Below are 15,351 nucleotides of genomic sequence, written 5' to 3'. Positions count from 1 at the left end.
TGACACCCCTCGGGGGATAAATACCCCTCGGGGGATAAGAGGTCTGTTCGGGCTACCTACGAAGAAGGACACTCCCCCACATGCGTATTCTGCTGCTCGTCTCCGCGTACAACGGCCTGACCCAACGGGTCTGGTGCGATCTGAAGGAGTCCGGCCATGAGGTCGGTGTCCTGCTGGCCCCGGTCCACGATGATCCTTCCCTGGTGGAGGCGGTCGATGCGATCGGGCCCGACCTGATCCTGTGCCCGTTCCTCAAGCACCGGGTGCCGGAGCAGGTCTGGGACCGCTACCCGACCGTCGTGATCCACCCGGGTCCGCTCGGCGACCGCGGCCCGTCCTCGCTCGACCACGCGACGCTCGACGGTCGCGACCGCTGGGGTGTGACCGCGCTGTCTGCCGTCGAGGAGATGGACGCCGGCCCGGTCTGGGCGACCAGGACCTTCGAGATGCCTGAGGTCCCGATCGCGAAGAGCGCGCTCTACAACGGCCCGGTGGCCGACGCCGCGATGGACTGTGTCGCGGAGGTCCTCCGGATGGTGGCGGCGGGGGAGGCGCCGAAGCCTGCCGAGGAGTGGCCGGCAGAGGTGGAGGGCACGGGCGAGCTGCCGCTGCTGCGCCGCAAGGCCTTCGAGATCGACTGGTCTGCGCCGGCCACCGAGATCGCCCGGCGGATCGCCGCGGCCGACGGTGCTCCGGGCGCTCCCGCGACCGTCGACGGCAAGACGTACTGCCTCTTCGACGCCGCCACGACTCCCGACCAGCACGGCGACGTGAAGCCCGGCACGGTGGTCGGTGTCGACACCGATGCGGTCGCGTTCGCCACCGGCGAGGGCACCCTGTGGGTCGGCTACGCCGCGACGCTCGAGAAGAAGCGTGGCCCCAAGCTCCCGGCGGCCTGGGTGCTCGATGTCCAGCACGCGCCCTTCCGGGAGATGCCCGAGGCGCTGGCCGAGGCGACCTATGAGCGCGACGGAGACGTCGGCTTCCTCACCATCCGCTCCTACAGCGGCGCGATGCACACCCAGCAGTGCCGACGGCTCACTGATGCTGTCCGCAAGGCGCTCGTCGAGGACACCAAGGCCCTGGTCGTACGCGGCACCGAGCATGCCTTCTCCAACGGCATCCACCTCGGCGTGATCGAGGCGGCGCAGGACCCGGCGGCAGAGGCGTGGGACAACATCCGCGCCATCGACGAGCTCTGTCTGGCGATCGCCGAGGCTGAGCAGCTGACCATCGCCGCGTTCACCGCCAATGCGGGCGCCGGCGGCGTGATGGCTGGCCTCTGTGCAGACATCACGGTGGCGCGCGGGGGTGTCGTGCTGAACCCCTACTACGACATGGGCATCTTCGGTTCCGAGCTGCACACCTGGGGGCTGCCGAGCCGGGTCGGCGACGAGCTCGCCGACCAGCTGCTCGGTGCGAAGCTGCCGATCTCGGCGACGGAGGCGGCGCGCATCGGCATGGTCAGTGACCTCGGCCCGCGCGACGCGGCCGAGTTCGACGGCTGGCTGCGCGACCTCGCGCAGCGTTCCATCGAGCCGGAGGCGTACGACTCGGCCCTGGCGGCCCGGGATGCACGCCGTGCCCAGGCGATGCCGATGTCCTACTACCAGAGCATCGAGCTGGCCGAGATGGCACGGGACATCTTCGACGACAGGTACGGGTTTGCCGCGAAGCGGAAGGCGTTCGTCAGCAAGGCTGCGCCCACCGAGACGCCGGCCAAGATCAAGTTCTAGGCCTCGGTCACCGTTGACAAAATAGAACGCGTTCTACCAACCTAGAGGCGTGTGATCTGACTCACACGCCTCTAGGAGGAGCACGTGACCCAGGCGCCCCCACCGCCCGACATGACCTTCCAGCGATCGGGTCGCGACCCTGCGGCGCTCGGCGCGAAGCTGGAGCGGTGGCTGGCCACGGCGCTCCCGCCCGGCGCCGACCCCTCGGTCGCGCTCCTCGGTGGGATCGACGCCAACGGGCTCTCCAGCGAGACGGTCCTGCTCGATGTCACCTCGACCGAGGGTGGGGTCAGGGGGACGAAGGCGTACGTCCTACGGGTTGCGCCTCGCCCGCAGGACATCCCCGTCTTCGCGACCTATGACCTGCAGGCGCAGTACGACGCGATGCGCCTGGCCGGGTCGCTGTCCGCGGTGCCGGTGCCGGAGGTCGGGCTCGCCGAGATGAGCGGCTCGGTCCTGGGGACCCCGTTCTTCCTGATGGAGCGGGTCGAGGGGGTGGTCCCGCCGGACGTGATGCCCTACAGCTTCGGCGACAGCTGGCTCTTCGCCGCCTCGCCGGCGGACCGGGCCGCGCTCCAGCGGCGCTCGATCGAGGTGCTGGCCGGTCGAGACCCACTCCCGCTGGTCGTGCTTGTCGAGCCCCGCCCCGCTGGTCGAGCCGCCGGAGCCGCTAGGCGGAGGCGTGTCGAGACCAACACAGTTCCTTACCGGAATGACCAGCCCCGGTGGTCGAGCATGTCGAGACCTCCCTGCCGGAAACCTTTCGCCCGAAGGCCGGGCCGGGCCGCCGACCCGACTTCGAGGGTCTTCCCGAGGAACCCCGGAGTCAAGGACGGCCTTCGGCCGCCGGCTACGCCGGCCGCTACGCGGTCCTTGACACCGGGCCCCCTCGGAAAAGATCTGGCTGGCTATCGGGGCGGCGGCCCGGGTGTGGCGCAGCGCATTCGTTCCTGGGAACGGTGGTGTTGGTGGGGTGGCAGGGGTGCCCTTCGGGCCACTTAGCGTCCACAAGTCTGACGTCGTTCGATCACCGCGAAAAGTTGGTTTGAACTGCACAGATAGGTGTTCAAGAAGCCCTGGTCGGAGTAGAATAAGAGGTACTACGACACGCCTTTGAAGGGAGGTGACAGCCATGAGCATCGACCACTGGGGCACCAGCCCTGGAGACCTCATCGAGTCGGCTCTTGCTGCCATCGAAACCTCCCTCCAAGAGCTCCTCGCGATGGACCCGACCTACTGGCGCACCAGCCAGAAGAAGGACTACCTCGCGAAGGTGGAGAAGCTCCAAGCCCAGCAGGCCGCGTTGACGCTGCGAGTGCTCGCCGTCTCGGGTGACATCGCGGAAGAGACTGGCGACTAGGACGCCTCCGCCTGGATGCGGGCCGAGCTGCTGGTCGACAAAGGTGTCGCGCGGTCGCAGATCAAGCTCGCCAGTGCGGTGGCGAAGTATGAGTTGGTTGCTGCCGGCCTCGCCGAGGGTGTCGTCTCCGAGGCGAAGGCCCGGGTGATCTCCAAGGCCCTCGACAGGGTCGAGGCCGACCCGTTGGCCACCGCCGAGCATCTGGTCTTGGCTGAGAAGCTGCTGGTGGAGTACGCCACCCAGTTCACGGCCAAGGAACTGCGGATCGTCGGCAGGCGACGCCACCGTCATCAACGTGGTCATCTCGCTCGAGGAGCTCCGCAAAGAGCTCGGTACCGCCACGTTGGGGTTCGATGAGACCAACGGGACCACGATCACCGCCGCTGAGGCCCGGAGGATGGCGTGCAACGCCACCATCATCCCCTGGGTCCTCGGCGGCGACAGCGAGGGTCTCGACGTCGGCCGGGCCAGCAGGGTCTTCGTGCCGATCCAGCGCAAAGCACTGCGGTTGCAGCAGAAGTGCTGCCAAGCCGAAGGCTGTGACATGCCTCCCGAGTGGTGCGATGCCCACCATTTCAAAGCCTGGGCTGCGGGCGGGAAGACGGACCTGAAGGACGGGGTCCTGCTCTGTCCGCATCACCATCGTCTGGCGCACAACCCTGCCTATGTTCATGAGCGGTTGCCCGACGGCACGGTTCGGTTCACTCGCCGGTCCTAGACCGGCGGGGTGTGATTGACCTACCAAGGCTCACCCGTTCGGGCACCTTCGCCTGCCCCTAGGCCAAGAGGGCTGCTTGACCGCTAGGCGTGGCTTGTGCGGCATGGCGTCAACGGTTCCGATCTCGTCGACCCCATGCACGGGAACATGACGCGCGCCCTCCTGTCATCGACCGCCGCGGCTACAACTCCTCGGACCCTGGCCGCCCGTCGGGCCCTGACGTCCCCAGCGCGTGGGGACAAACCCTTGCCCCACGAGTCGTCCGCCGGATCAGGCGGCTTGTGATCGATTCACAAGGTGTCGCCCACTGGCGTAGGCACCGACCCGCCGGGGCCTTCGCTCAGCAGCACACCGGCCATGACTCCCAAGCCCGTGCCCAACTGAATCCGCTGCGCCAAACCCCGCCGCCGACCCGATAGCCAGCCAAAATTCTCGACGGGTCACGGTGTCAAGGACCGCCAACCCAGTATGACCATCTTCAGAGTCCCCCGGAGCGGACCGATTTCGCCGCAGCGCCTCAGCGAACTACGTCAGGCGTCATCAGGTCTTGGTTGTCCTCGGCCCACTCAGCCATCCGATCCTCGCGGACGGCGCGCCAGAGGTCGCGGTCGCGGGAGGGGTCGAGGCGTACGACTGACTGGTCGCCGACCATGCCGGTGCCGTCGGTGGGGACGGTGAGGTAGCTGATGTCGTCGGTGCGGAGGTTGCGGAGGGAGGCGGCGAGCCTGGCCATCTGGGTCGTCGACCAGTCGTCGTCGACGGAGGCGTGCTTCGAGAAGAGGGTGAGGAGGTCGAGGGCCTGCTCCGGGTCCTTGCGCAGCTCCTGCTCGAGCGTCTGCTTGAGCAGCGTACGGAGGAAGGCCTGCTGGCGGGCGACGCGGTCGAGGTCGCCGTCCTGGAGGCCGTAGCGCTGGCGGACGTAGAGGAGAGCCTGCTCGCCGTCGAGGTGGTGGCGGCCGGCCTCCCAGCGGACGCCGCGGGCCGAGTCGTAGACGGTCTTCGGGATGTCGATGTCGACGCCGCCGATGGCGTCGGTGAGCGCCTGGAAGCCGTCCCAGTCGACGATCGCGAGATGGTCGATGCGTACGTCGGTCATCTTCTCGACGGTCTCGACGGTGAGGTTGGGGCCGCCCAAGGAGTAGGCCCAGTTGACCTTGCCCTTGCCGTGGCCGGGGATGTCGACCCAGGAGTCGCGGGGGATCGAGATCACCGAGGCGGAGCGGCGGTCGCCGTCGAGATGGACGAGCATCATCGTGTCCGAACGCGCCTGCCCCGGCTTCCAACCGGGTGCTTCGGCGCCGGTCGTGGGAGCGTCGGACCGGGCGTCGGTGCCGAGGACCAGGACGTTGATCGCGTCCGCGGCCGGCCCGGAGGTGGGCTTGGCGGGCCGATCGGTGAGCCCGGTGAAGGTATCGGGTAACCGCTGGATGTTTCCCTCCACCTTCGCCCGGAGCCACAGGGTGCCGGCCAGCGCTGCGGCGCAGAGCAGGAGCAGGCACACCAGCAACCCGATCAGCGGCTTGCGGGCACGCCGACGCCACCCGGGTGCGGTCCTGCCCGCAGGTTCCTGCTGCGGCGGCACGGGCGGGTGATCGAGCATGGCCATCCGAACAGGGGAACCGGCATCGCCCGATTGTGGGGCCCAACTCCTCACGGTTCCTCAATTTCAGGCAACAGTCGGTAACGGCCGGTAATCAAAAATAGGTAAGCAATACGTCCAGGGGTTCGGGTCAGTAGGGTCCATTGCCAATGGGCGGCTGTTCATGTCGGTTCTCGAGGTCCGCACATGTTTCACCTGTCTGGCTGTGTCTGGGAGGGCGCAGCTCGAGAGTCTTCAGGGGAGTGTTTTGTCGATGTCACGAGTCGGTCGGGACGAGCGCGCCCGGCTGCACGAGGTTGCCTCTGCGCTGGCCGGGATCCGGGCCGCGACCGCGCTGCTGAACGCGCCCGGCGGGGTCGACGGCGAGCGGCGAGCCGCGCTGGCGCAGATGGCGCAGAGCGAGCTGGAACGGCTCGAGCGGATGGTCCGGAAGCAGCAGGAGCTCGCCAGCTCGGAGACGGCGACGCTGCGGGGCAGCGGGCAGGAGGACGAGGTCGCTGAGGTGATCGACCTCGACGCCGTCGTGGGCACCATTGTCCTGGCTCACGAGGCGAAGGGGACGGAGGTCGAGTGGCGCCCCAGCCGGATGCTCGCACTCGGTGACTCGGACCAGCTGACCGAAGCGCTCAACGTGCTTCTCGACAACGCCGCGACCCACGGGAGCGGACCGGTCCGGATCGAGGTGCGTGCGGCGGATCGCCCGAGCACCTCCGTCGAGATCGCCGTGACCGACGATGGGCCGGGGGTCGCGCCGGAGCTCCGCAGGCGGATCTTCGTCTGGGGCGTGAGCGGACCGGACTCCACCGGCCACGGCATCGGCCTCCACGTCGCGCGCGACCTCATGGAGCGGCAGGGCGGCTACCTCGAGCTCTCCGAATCCGGCGAGCGCACCACGTTCGTCATCGGTATCCCGCTGCTCGGCCGCGCTGACGACGGGGCCGACGAGCGCGCCTCGGGCCAGGGAGGCCGCCGTGGTTTCGCCACGTAAACGTCTGAAGGTCGTCCTCGTCGATGACCACACCCTCTTCGCCGAGTCGCTCCAGCTGGCGCTCACCTTCGAGGGATACGACGCCCACCGCGTCGAGCTTCCGGATGAGCCGCGGTCGGAGGCCAGGCTCACGTCGCTGATCATGCGCTCGCAGCCGCGCATCGTGCTGCTCGACCTCGATCTCGGACAGCACGGCTCCGGCGTACGCCTCATCGCCCCGCTCGCCAGGTCGGGTGCCGACGTCGTCGTGGTGACCAGCTCGACCGAGGAGGCCCGCTGGGGTCATGCGCTGCACGCCGGGGCCCGGACGGTGCTGTCCAAGACGGTGCCCTTGGGCGAGATCATGGGCACCGTACGCAGGCTCAACTACGGTCTCAGCGTGCTCGACGTCGACGACCGTGAGCGCTGGATCAGGGCGTGGGCGGGGCAGGAGAAGGAGATGATGGAGTTCCGTCGCCGGCTCGCCGAGCTCTCCCCGCGGGAGTCGCAGGTGCTCGAGCACCTGATGAACGGCTCGACGGTCGGCGAGATCGCCAAGGTCCGGGTCGTCTCCGAGACGACGGTGCGCACTCAGGTGAAGTCGATCCTCGCCAAGCTCGGGGTCTCCTCGCAGATCGCCGCGATCAGCATCGCCCACAAGGCCGAGTGGCGGGCCGCCTGACGTTTTCTCGCGTCAGCGTGCGACGAGGCCCTCGTGCTCGCTCGTCCCGCGCAGGATGTAGAGCCGGCCGGTCGTCGGGCAGCGCCAGGCATCTCCCTCGGCGACCAACGGCGCACCGGCGTGCCCGACCCACCCGACCTGCCGGGCGGGCACGCCGACGACGAGTGCGTGGTCCGGTACGTCGCGGGTGACCACGGCGCCGGCCGCGACCATCGCCCAGGCGCCGATCGTGACTGGAGCGACGCAGACGGCGCGCGCGCCGATGCTGGCTCCGGTGCGTACCGTCACGCCCACGGCCTCCCAGTCGTCGCCGTCCTTGAGGGTGCCGTCCGGGTTGACGGCGCGAGGGAGATGGTCGTTCGTGAACACCACCGCCGGCCCGACGAACGCACCGTCCTCGAGCACCGCCGGCTCGTAGACCAGCGCATGGTTCTGGACCTTGCAGCGGTCACCCACCACGACCCCGGGGCCGACGTACGCTCCCCGACCGATCACGCACTCGCTGCCGATCCGCGCGTGCTCGCGCACCTGGGCCAGGTGCCAGACGAGGGTTCCGGCGCCGATAACCGCACGGTCGTCGACGTCCGCGCTGGGTTCGATCCAGGGCTCCACGTCGGCTTCCTCGATGGTCATACCGTCAGGAAACCGGGACCGGGTGGCCTGCGGGTCAGGCCCGGGGGCGGCGTACCCGATTCAGCGTAGGACCGCGGGCGAGGACGCCTCCGGGACCAGTACGCGAGGGGTGGCGGTGGTCGAGGTGTCGAGGGCCCACACATCGCTGACCGGCTCGCCCTGGCGAGCCAGGCCGTAGAGGACGGTGTCGTCGTCGAGCCACTCGATCTGGTCGTCGATGCTGTGGACCTCGCCGGCGAGCACGGTGCGCCGGCCGGTGGCGAGGTCGAGGACCGCCGGTGTCCACCGGGTGCCGCTCTCGTCCGCCTCCTTGAACGCGATCCGGGTGCCGTCCGGGGAGAGCGAGGGGCACTCGACGTGGTCGGCGACGGTGGTCAGCGAGCGCTCGGCGAGGTCGCCACGAACCAGGTAGGTCCGTCCGCCGGTGGCGACGGTGGCGTAGAAGGTGCGGCCGTCGTCGGTGAAGGTGATGCCCCAGATGTTGCGGTCGACCGGGGCGACCCGGTGGCCGTCGACGACCAGTTTGAAACTCTCCAGGTCCCCGTAGCTCGCTCCGCCGACCCGGCGGATGGCGGTGCGCGTCGAGAACCCGCTGGCCAGGTAGGAGTCGCCGTTGACGAACACCGTCGTGGAGACCAGCCGCCCGTCCGGCGAGAGCCGGGTGCGGCTGGGCAGCCCGGGCAGGTCGGTCTCGTCGACCTCCCGCCATGCCTGCCCCGAGGTCGAGATCGCCAGGTCGATCGCCCGGTAGCGGCTCACCACGCCGCGCTCGGTCCTCAGGCAGGAGACCGATCGGGCTTGGGCGTAGACCCGGTCGCAGCTCAGGTCGGTCAGCGCTCGAGGGCCGCCAGGGTCGGCCAGGGTCACGGCGCCGACGTGCCCGTACTCGGCGTCGCGCCCGGTGTGGCGGAAGACGATCCGGGGCCCCTTCTCGACCTGCGCCAGGGTGGTCGTCGTGGCGGCGGTCGCCGTGGACGTACGCCGGTCGTTCTCGGCGATCGCGGAGAGCGCGTACGCCGTCATCCCGGCCGTGACCAGCACGACGACGGCACCGAATGCAGTGGTCCGCCACGTCATGGCCGCCCTCCTCGGAGCACGGCGAGCCCGGCCGGTATCGCGGCGAGCAGCACCGCGCAGACGGCGAGCATCGCGACGCGGGGGCCGACGGCGTACCAGAGCAGACCGAAGCCGGTCGCGGCGACGAGCCGAGCCAGCGCGACGGCGGTCTGGGCGGTGGCGATGCCGCTGGCTCGTACGGTCGCGGGGACCAGCTGTCCCGCCACGGCGGCCAGGGTGCCGTCGGTGGCGGCGTAGAAGACGCCGAGGAGGAGCACTGCGGCGAACGTCGTCCACAGCGCTCCGGACCCGGTCGCGGCGCACAGGTAGGCGGCGGCGAGCGGAAGGTGGCCGAGCACGAGGACCTTCGCGCGCCCGGCGCGGTCGGCGAAGCGGCCCATCGGGACGGCGAGGGCCAGATAGGCGAGGTTGGTCCCGACGTAGAGAACGGGGAACCACTGGACCGCGAAACCGCCGGTCTCCAGCAGCGCCAGGTAGACGAATCCGTCGCCGACGGTGAGCAGGGCGAGCACGCCGGACACACCGGTCAGGCGGAGGAACCGCGGGTTCAACGTGGAGCGCCCGCGGACTGTGTTGGTCTCGACACTGGCTCGCTGGCGCTCGCCAGGCTCGACCAGCGGGGTTCGGGCTCCGGTGCGGAACGGCACGAAGCACACCATCGTGGCGACCCCGAGCACCGCGAAGCCGAGCGAGACGACCAGGACGGTGTCGTAGCCGTCGGCGATCCGCCACAGGATCACGAAAGCCAGCAGCGGCCCGAGCGTAGCCCCGATCGTGTCGAGGGCCCGATGGACGCCGAAGCTGCGGCCGAGGCGTGCTGGGTCGCTGGAGGCGGCGATCATCGCATCCCGCGGAGCGGTGCGTACGCCCTTGCCGACCCGGTCGAGCGAGATCGCGGCCGAGATCGTGCCGAAGCCGCCGGCGAAGATCAGCCCGAGCCGGGCGACCGCGCTCAGCGTATAGCCCGCCAGCGCCACCGGCTGCGGGCGGTCGGTGCGGTCGGCGACCCACCCGGCCGCGATCCGCACCAGCGAGGAGACGCCCTGATAGAGCCCGTCGATCAGCCCGTACGCCACCGGCGAGAGCCCCACGACGGCGGTCAGGTAGAGCGGCAGGATCGCCGAGACCGACTCCGAGGAGATGTCCGTCAGCAGGCTGACGATGCCGAGGACGACGACCGTCCGGGAGACCCGACCGCCGGCGCTCCGCGGCGCGACATCCGTGCTGGGACGGTCGCTGAGTGAGAGATACACCGGCGCTCAGGCCAACGTGTGGAGGACGGAGTAGAGGCTGAAGTCGACGTCGCGGCGCCCGGTGTCGGTGACCGTGACGCTCACGGTCTCCTCGCCACGACGCAGCGAGATCGCGGGCCCGTTCTCGACCGACATGGTTGTGACCTCCTCGAAGCCGTGCTGCGCGAGGCCGGTCCGGAAGTGACGCAATACGTCGCACGGCCGCCGGCAGCTCGCCGTCAGCGCCACCTGGAGCACGCCCTTGGTCGGTGAGACGCTGGAGATCTCGACGGTGGTGCGTGCCGGTGGCGCCAGGGCGGTCGGGTAGCCGGCCACCAGGGCGTCCTTGCGGACCGCCGGCTTCGGGAGCGGCTCCGCGACCAGCGCCGCCGGCTTCGTAGGTGGTTTCTGGGAGAGGCCGGGGAGACCCGACTCGGTCTGGGGCGAGGCCGCCTTGGGCAGCGCCTCGGTCGCAGGCTCGGGATCCGGCTGCGACGTCCGACCCGGGCCCGAACCCGAACCGGCGCTCGGATCGGAGCCGGTCCCGGCCTCTGGCGCGCCCGACCGGGAAGCCGAGGCGCTCGCAGGGCCATCGCCGTCGTCGCCGACGGGGGAAGAGTCGGCGAAGCGCCCGGGCACCCAGAAGATCGTGATCCCGACGAGCACGCCGAGAAGCACGAAGAGGAGAAGGCGCTTGAGGTTCACGAGACCAGTCGACGCGCGGCGGAGCCCGGTCGAGACCGATGGGCGGGCTGCGTACTCAATTTCAGGCAGCCTGTCGGACCGGCCACGGTCCGTGGAGGGGAGCCGTGCGACGTTGCGGTTGCCGGGAACTGCCCCGGCCGTAGTACCCGGGGGACGGGCCACGTTGAACACCGCTGACTTTCTTCTCGAGCTAGCGCCCGAGGACTCGATCGCGCTCGTAGAGGCGGGTCGCGAATACACGTTCGAAGAGCTGCGAGCCAGCGTCTCCGTGCTCGCCGGACGGCTCTCGGTGCTCGGTCTGTCTCCGGGCGCGCCGATCGGGATCATGGCGCCCAACGGGCTGTTCTGGGTCTCGGCCTATCTCGCCGCGCTCCGGATGGGTCTGGTCGTGGTGCCGCTGCCCATCACGCTGCCGACCGACGAGGCGGCGGCCCGAGTGGGGTGGGTCGGCGCCGACGCGCTGCTGGTGGGGCGCGCCCAGGCCAAGCCACTCCGGCTGAGCCTGTCCGGGGGCGTCCCGCTCGTCGTGGAGCGGAAGGAGCGGCTGATCCCGCAGTCGCGATCGGCGTCGGTCGACCCGTCCTCGGCGGTCGAGGTCGACCCGGACCACGACGCGCTCTACATGTTCACCTCCGGGACCACGGGCGACCCCAGAGCGGTGCGGATCACCCACCGCAACATCCAGGCGAACACGACCTCGATCCTCGGCTACCTCGACATCGCGCCGGAAGACCGGATGCTGGTCGTGCTGCCGTTCACCTACGTCTTCGGGCTCTCGCTTCTGCACACCCATCTGCGCGCTGGCGCCGCGATGGTGATCCAGCCGGACATCGTCTTCCCGCAGGCGGTGGTGGACCGAATGGTGTCCGCGCGCTGCACGGGCATCGCGGGGGTGCCCTCGACCTTCGGGATGCTGCTGCGCAACAGCACCTTCGGCACCACGGCGCTTCCCTCGCTGCGGACCGTGCAGCAGGCCGGTGGCAGGCTGGCTCCTGCGCTGGTCGAGCAGATGATGCACGCGCAGCCGCAGGCGAAGATCTTCGTGATGTACGGCGCGACCGAGGCGACCGCCCGGCTCTCCTACCTCCCGCCCGATGAGCTCACCCGGCACCCAGGGTCGATCGGCCGCGGGATTCCCGGAGTGGATCTGCGAGTGCTCGACAGCGACGGGATTCCGGTTGGTCCCGGCGAGGTCGGCGAGATCTGGGCCAGTGGCGCGAACATCTCGCCCGGGTACCTCGACGCCCCCGAGGCGACGGCGCGCAAGATGCCCGGCGGGATGCTGCGTACCGGAGATCTGGCGAAGGTCGACGAGGACGGCTACATCTACGTGGTCGACCGGGCCGAGGACTTCATCAAGTCGTGGGGGCACCGGATCGCGAGCCAGGAGGTCGAGTCGGCTGCTCTCGAGCTGCTGGAAGTGGTGGCGGCCGCGGCGGTCGGGCTCCCGGACGATGCCGCCGGTGAGCGGGTCGAGCTGGCGATCGTGGTTCGGCGCGGGTCGGCGCTGCGCGGCGCCGACGTGATCGCGCACTGTCGCCGACGGCTCTCGAAGCACATGGTGCCCGAGGTCGTCCGCTTCGTCGACGCGCTGCCGCTCAACGTGAACGGGAAGGTCGTCAAGCGCGACGTACGCGCGATGTGCCTGCGGTTGGCGCAGGAGCCGGCCGGCGAGCAGGACGACGACTTCGGTGACGCGGACGATGCCGGCTGCGAAGGTGTCAAGGTGGGTTGAGATGGCGCGTAGGGAAGTGCCCGGGGCGGTGAAATTGCTGGTCGGTGTATGGGCAGGGGTGTTGGGGCTCGCGGTCGCGCTGGCCGGAACGTGGTTGCTGAGGAGCCCGGGGATGAACGATCAGGTCGCAGTCGCAGAGCCGTCCGAGTCCGAGCTGCGGGTCGCGGGGAAGACCACCGTGCTCTTCGGGCACAACTCGGTCGGGATGAACATCCTCGAGGGGGTCGCGAAGGTGTACGCGGACGCCGCGGTGCCGGCGCCGGCCATCGCCGACGTGTCCGGTGTCGGTGTGGCCGATGTGGCTGGTGGGGCCGGCGCGGGCGAGGTCGAGGACGCGACGCTGCGGCACGCCTACATCGGGGTGAACGAGGATCCGCTCAGCAAGCTCGCCGCGTTCACGGAGCTGATGGACGGCGCCGCCGGGGAGGACGTGGACGTGGCGCTGATGAAGCTCTGCTACGTCGACATCACCGCGGCCACCGACGTGCAGGCGGTCTTCGACGCCTATGTGTCGACGATGGCCGAGGTCGAGGCAACCCATCCCGACGTACGTCTCCTCTACACGACCGTGCCGCTCACCGCCGACCGGAACTGGAGGTCGAAGGTCAAGGCGGCCGTGGGCCGTGACGACGAGATGGGACCGGCCGACAACGTCGCCCGGGAGCGCTACAACGCGATGATCCGGGAGAAGTACGCCGCCACCGGGCGCCTCGTCGACATCGCCGCCGCCGAGGCGGAAGGCACCGGGGAACGCCGCCAGGACGGCCGTCCCTACTACGTGCTCAACGAGAACCTGACCTATGACCGCGGCCATCTCAACGAGGCGGGCTCGACGGCTGTCGCAGCCGAGCTGCTGAAGATCGTCGCGGCCCACAGCCCGGTCGCCTGAGCTCCGACGCGAGGCGAGCATGCCCGACCTTCGACTTGACCATGTGGGTATCCAGGTCCGCGACCTGCTCCGCACCGCCGAGGCTTTCGAGCGGCTCTTCGGCTACTGTCGCGTCACGGACCCGGTCGTCAACACCCGTCACGGAGTCCGCGGGGTCTTCCTGGAGAAGGCCGACTCGATCTCTCTCAAGCTCATCACTCCTTTGTCGCCCGGGCCGCATGCGTACGGCCTCCATCATCTGGCCTTCATGGCTTCTGATCTCGACTCTGCTCTCGTGGAGCTCGGTGTCGCTGGGGCTCGGACGCTCAGTCCTCTTCAGCCGGGGGAGATGTTCGACGATGAGCTGATCGCTTTCGTGCGGGCTGCTGGGGTCAATGTCGAGCTCATCACTACTGATCGGCGGCGGGGGCGGATCGGGTGAGCTCGGGGGTCTCGCTTTTCGGGCTTGTCGAGACCTCCTGCCCCGCTGATCGAGCTTGTAGAGACCGCCCTCGCTGGTCGAGCCGCCGGAGCCGCTAGGCGGAGGCGTGTCGAGACCAACACAGTTCCCTGCCGGAACGCTCAGTCCCCGGTGGTCGAGCCTGTCGAGACCTCCCTGCCGGAGACCTTTCGCCCGAAGGCCGGTGTGGGCCGCCGACCCTTCTTCGAGGGTGTTCTCGACATGCCCCGGAGTCAAGGACGGCCTTCGGCCGCCGGCTTCGCCGGTCGCCTTTGGCGATCCTTGACACCGGACCATGTCGAGAAAAGATTTGGCTGGCTATCGGGGCGGCGGCCCGGGTGTGGCGCAGCGCATTCATTCCTCGGACGGATGATGTTGAAGGAGCGGGAGGGTGGCCCTTCGGGCCACTTACCATCCACAGGTATGAGGCCGTTCGCTCACCGCGAAAACAGCGGCTGACCTGCGCATATAAGTAGATTCGCGCGGGCTGAAAGAGTAGAATCAGACCCATCACAACACGCCTCTGAACACACACCGGAGAGGAGGGGCGGCGATGAGTCTCGAACCCGAGATCAACCACTGGGGAATCAACCCCGAGGACCCGATCGACGCAGAGCTCGCCGCCCTCGAATCCTCCCTCGACAACCTGCTCACCAGGGACCCCGCCTATTGGCGCACCGGTGAGAAGAAGGACCGGTTGAAGCGTCTGGAGATCATCCAGGCCAAACAAGCCGCACTGAGACTCCGGGTCCTCGCTGTCTCGGGTGACATCGCCGAAGAGACCGGCGCGAAAGACGTCTCAGGGTGGATGCGGACCGAGCTCTTGGTCGACAAGAAACTCGGGCGTGCCGAGGTGAAACTGGCCGCCGGGCTGGCGAGGTACGAGCTCGTCGCCGCGGGCCTCGCTGAAGGTGTCGTGTCCCCCGACAAAGCACGGGTGATCGTCAAAGCGCTCGAGGCGGTCGAGGCCGACCCCGAAGCCAGCACCGAGAACCTGGTGCTCGCGGAGAAGCTGCTGGTGGAGTACGCCACCGAGATGACTGCGACCAGGCTCGAGATCATCGGGAAGCGGATCTTGTTCGAGGTCGACCCCGAACGGTTCGAGGCCGCCGAAGCCAAAGCGCTGCAGCGCGAAGAAGAACGCGCCCAACGCCGCACGTTCTTCACCTCCCGCGCCAACGGCGACGGGACCGTGGACATCCACGCCCGCGTCTCGAACGCGGTCGGCATGAGGTTGCGCACCATCCTGGACTCGTTGGCGCAGCCCCGGAAGCTCTCCGCAGAAGACCGGGGCCGCAAAGCCCCCTATGACCGGCTGCTGGGCCAGGCCTTCGCCCGGATCATCGAGACCTACGACGTCGACCAGCTCCCTCGGCATGGTGGTCACGCCACGACGGTGTTCATCACCATGAGCGTCGAGGACCTCCGCAACGACCTCGGCACCGCCGCCCTAGGGTTCGACGGCGAGCAGATCAGCGCCGCTGAGGCCCGCCGGATGGCCTGCAACGCCGACCTCATCCCCGTCGTACTCGGCACAGGCTCCGAGATCCTCGACTTCGGCCGCAGCATCCGCCTGGC

At 69.2% G+C, this 15,351-nt stretch carries 16 protein-coding genes; 11 read left to right on the top strand and 5 right to left on the bottom strand.

Annotated elements, in window-relative coordinates; genetic code table 11:
* Positions 1-80 precede the first annotated feature (80 nt).
* The 5 genes from H5T77_RS19270 (at position 81) to H5T77_RS19250 (ending at position 3,814) form a co-directional block, all read left to right on the top strand.
* Positions 81-1,736, top strand: a complete 1,656-nt coding sequence (locus tag H5T77_RS19270; RefSeq protein WP_292651977.1) for an enoyl-CoA hydratase-related protein — start codon at positions 81-83, stop codon at positions 1,734-1,736.
* 84 nt (positions 1,737-1,820) lie between these two features.
* Positions 1,821-2,738 carry a protein kinase family protein gene (locus tag H5T77_RS19265; protein WP_292651976.1) on the top strand — a complete coding sequence of 306 codons (918 nt, stop codon included), beginning with the start codon at positions 1,821-1,823 and terminating at the stop codon, positions 2,736-2,738.
* A 130-nt stretch (positions 2,739-2,868) separates the two neighbouring features.
* A complete protein-coding gene (locus H5T77_RS19260; protein WP_292651974.1) occupies positions 2,869-3,096 on the top strand; it encodes a hypothetical protein in 228 nt (75 codons plus the stop codon).
* Positions 3,097-3,111: 15 nt separating this feature from the next.
* A complete protein-coding gene (locus H5T77_RS19255) occupies positions 3,112-3,453 on the top strand; it encodes a hypothetical protein (RefSeq protein ID WP_292651972.1) in 342 nt (113 codons plus the stop codon).
* Positions 3,392-3,814, top strand: coding sequence for an HNH endonuclease signature motif containing protein (locus tag H5T77_RS19250; RefSeq protein WP_292651970.1), 423 nt, complete (start codon positions 3,392-3,394; stop codon positions 3,812-3,814). Before H5T77_RS19255 ends, H5T77_RS19250 begins: the two co-directional genes overlap by 62 nt.
* A 517-nt stretch (positions 3,815-4,331) precedes the next feature.
* Here H5T77_RS19250 and H5T77_RS19245 read toward each other — a convergent pair.
* Positions 4,332-5,420: an LCP family protein gene (locus H5T77_RS19245; RefSeq protein WP_292651968.1), complete on the bottom strand. Its 1,089-nt coding sequence runs from the start codon at positions 5,418-5,420 to the stop codon at positions 4,332-4,334.
* A 247-nt stretch (positions 5,421-5,667) separates the two neighbouring features.
* Here H5T77_RS19245 and H5T77_RS19240 point away from each other — a divergent pair, with 247 nt between their 5' ends.
* On the top strand, positions 5,668-6,402 hold the full coding sequence (locus H5T77_RS19240; RefSeq protein ID WP_292651966.1) for a sensor histidine kinase: 735 nt from the start codon (positions 5,668-5,670) through the stop codon (positions 6,400-6,402).
* Positions 6,386-7,063: a LuxR C-terminal-related transcriptional regulator gene (locus H5T77_RS19235; protein ID WP_292651964.1), complete on the top strand. Its 678-nt coding sequence runs from the start codon at positions 6,386-6,388 to the stop codon at positions 7,061-7,063. The genes H5T77_RS19240 and H5T77_RS19235 overlap by 17 nt, the downstream gene beginning before the upstream one ends.
* Before the next feature lie 12 nt (positions 7,064-7,075).
* On the opposite strand, the gene H5T77_RS19230 is transcribed toward H5T77_RS19235, so the two are convergent.
* Genes H5T77_RS19230 through H5T77_RS19215 form a run of 4 tightly spaced genes read right to left on the bottom strand, consistent with a single transcriptional unit; the run spans position 7,076 to position 10,710 of the window.
* Complete coding sequence (locus tag H5T77_RS19230; protein ID WP_292651963.1) at positions 7,076-7,696, bottom strand: acyltransferase; 621 nt, start codon at positions 7,694-7,696, stop codon at positions 7,076-7,078.
* Positions 7,697-7,756: 60 nt separating this feature from the next.
* Complete coding sequence (locus H5T77_RS19225; RefSeq protein ID WP_292651962.1) at positions 7,757-8,773, bottom strand: TolB family protein; 1,017 nt, start codon at positions 8,771-8,773, stop codon at positions 7,757-7,759.
* Positions 8,770-10,026 carry an MFS transporter gene (locus H5T77_RS19220; protein ID WP_292651961.1) on the bottom strand — a complete coding sequence of 419 codons (1,257 nt, stop codon included), beginning with the start codon at positions 10,024-10,026 and terminating at the stop codon, positions 8,770-8,772. The genes H5T77_RS19225 and H5T77_RS19220 overlap by 4 nt, the downstream gene beginning before the upstream one ends.
* A 6-nt stretch (positions 10,027-10,032) precedes the next feature.
* A complete protein-coding gene (locus H5T77_RS19215) occupies positions 10,033-10,710 on the bottom strand; it encodes a hypothetical protein (protein WP_292651960.1) in 678 nt (225 codons plus the stop codon).
* A 163-nt stretch (positions 10,711-10,873) separates the two neighbouring features.
* Between H5T77_RS19215 and H5T77_RS19210 the strand changes: the two genes are divergently transcribed.
* The 4 genes from H5T77_RS19210 to H5T77_RS19195 all read left to right on the top strand — a co-directional run.
* The gene (locus tag H5T77_RS19210) at positions 10,874-12,445 is read left to right on the top strand and encodes a class I adenylate-forming enzyme family protein (RefSeq protein ID WP_292651959.1); all 1,572 of its coding nucleotides are present in this window, start codon (positions 10,874-10,876) and stop codon (positions 12,443-12,445) included.
* A 112-nt stretch (positions 12,446-12,557) separates the two neighbouring features.
* Entirely contained in the window at positions 12,558-13,334 is a 777-nt protein-coding gene (locus H5T77_RS19205; RefSeq protein WP_292651958.1) for a hypothetical protein, read from the top strand.
* Positions 13,335-13,377: 43 nt separating this feature from the next.
* On the top strand, positions 13,378-13,755 hold the full coding sequence (locus H5T77_RS19200) for a VOC family protein (protein WP_292651957.1): 378 nt from the start codon (positions 13,378-13,380) through the stop codon (positions 13,753-13,755).
* Between the two features lie 571 nt (positions 13,756-14,326).
* Positions 14,327-15,351 (top strand): DUF222 domain-containing protein (locus H5T77_RS19195; protein WP_292651956.1); only part of this gene is annotated, 1,025 nt, incomplete at its 3' end.

Origin of the sequence: Nocardioides sp., from assembly GCF_014360585.1 — a bacterium.
Lineage (GTDB): Bacteria > Actinomycetota > Actinomycetes > Propionibacteriales > Nocardioidaceae > Nocardioides.
Note: the sequence above shows the minus strand (reverse complement) of the source record. Positions and strands in the feature narration are given on the sequence as shown.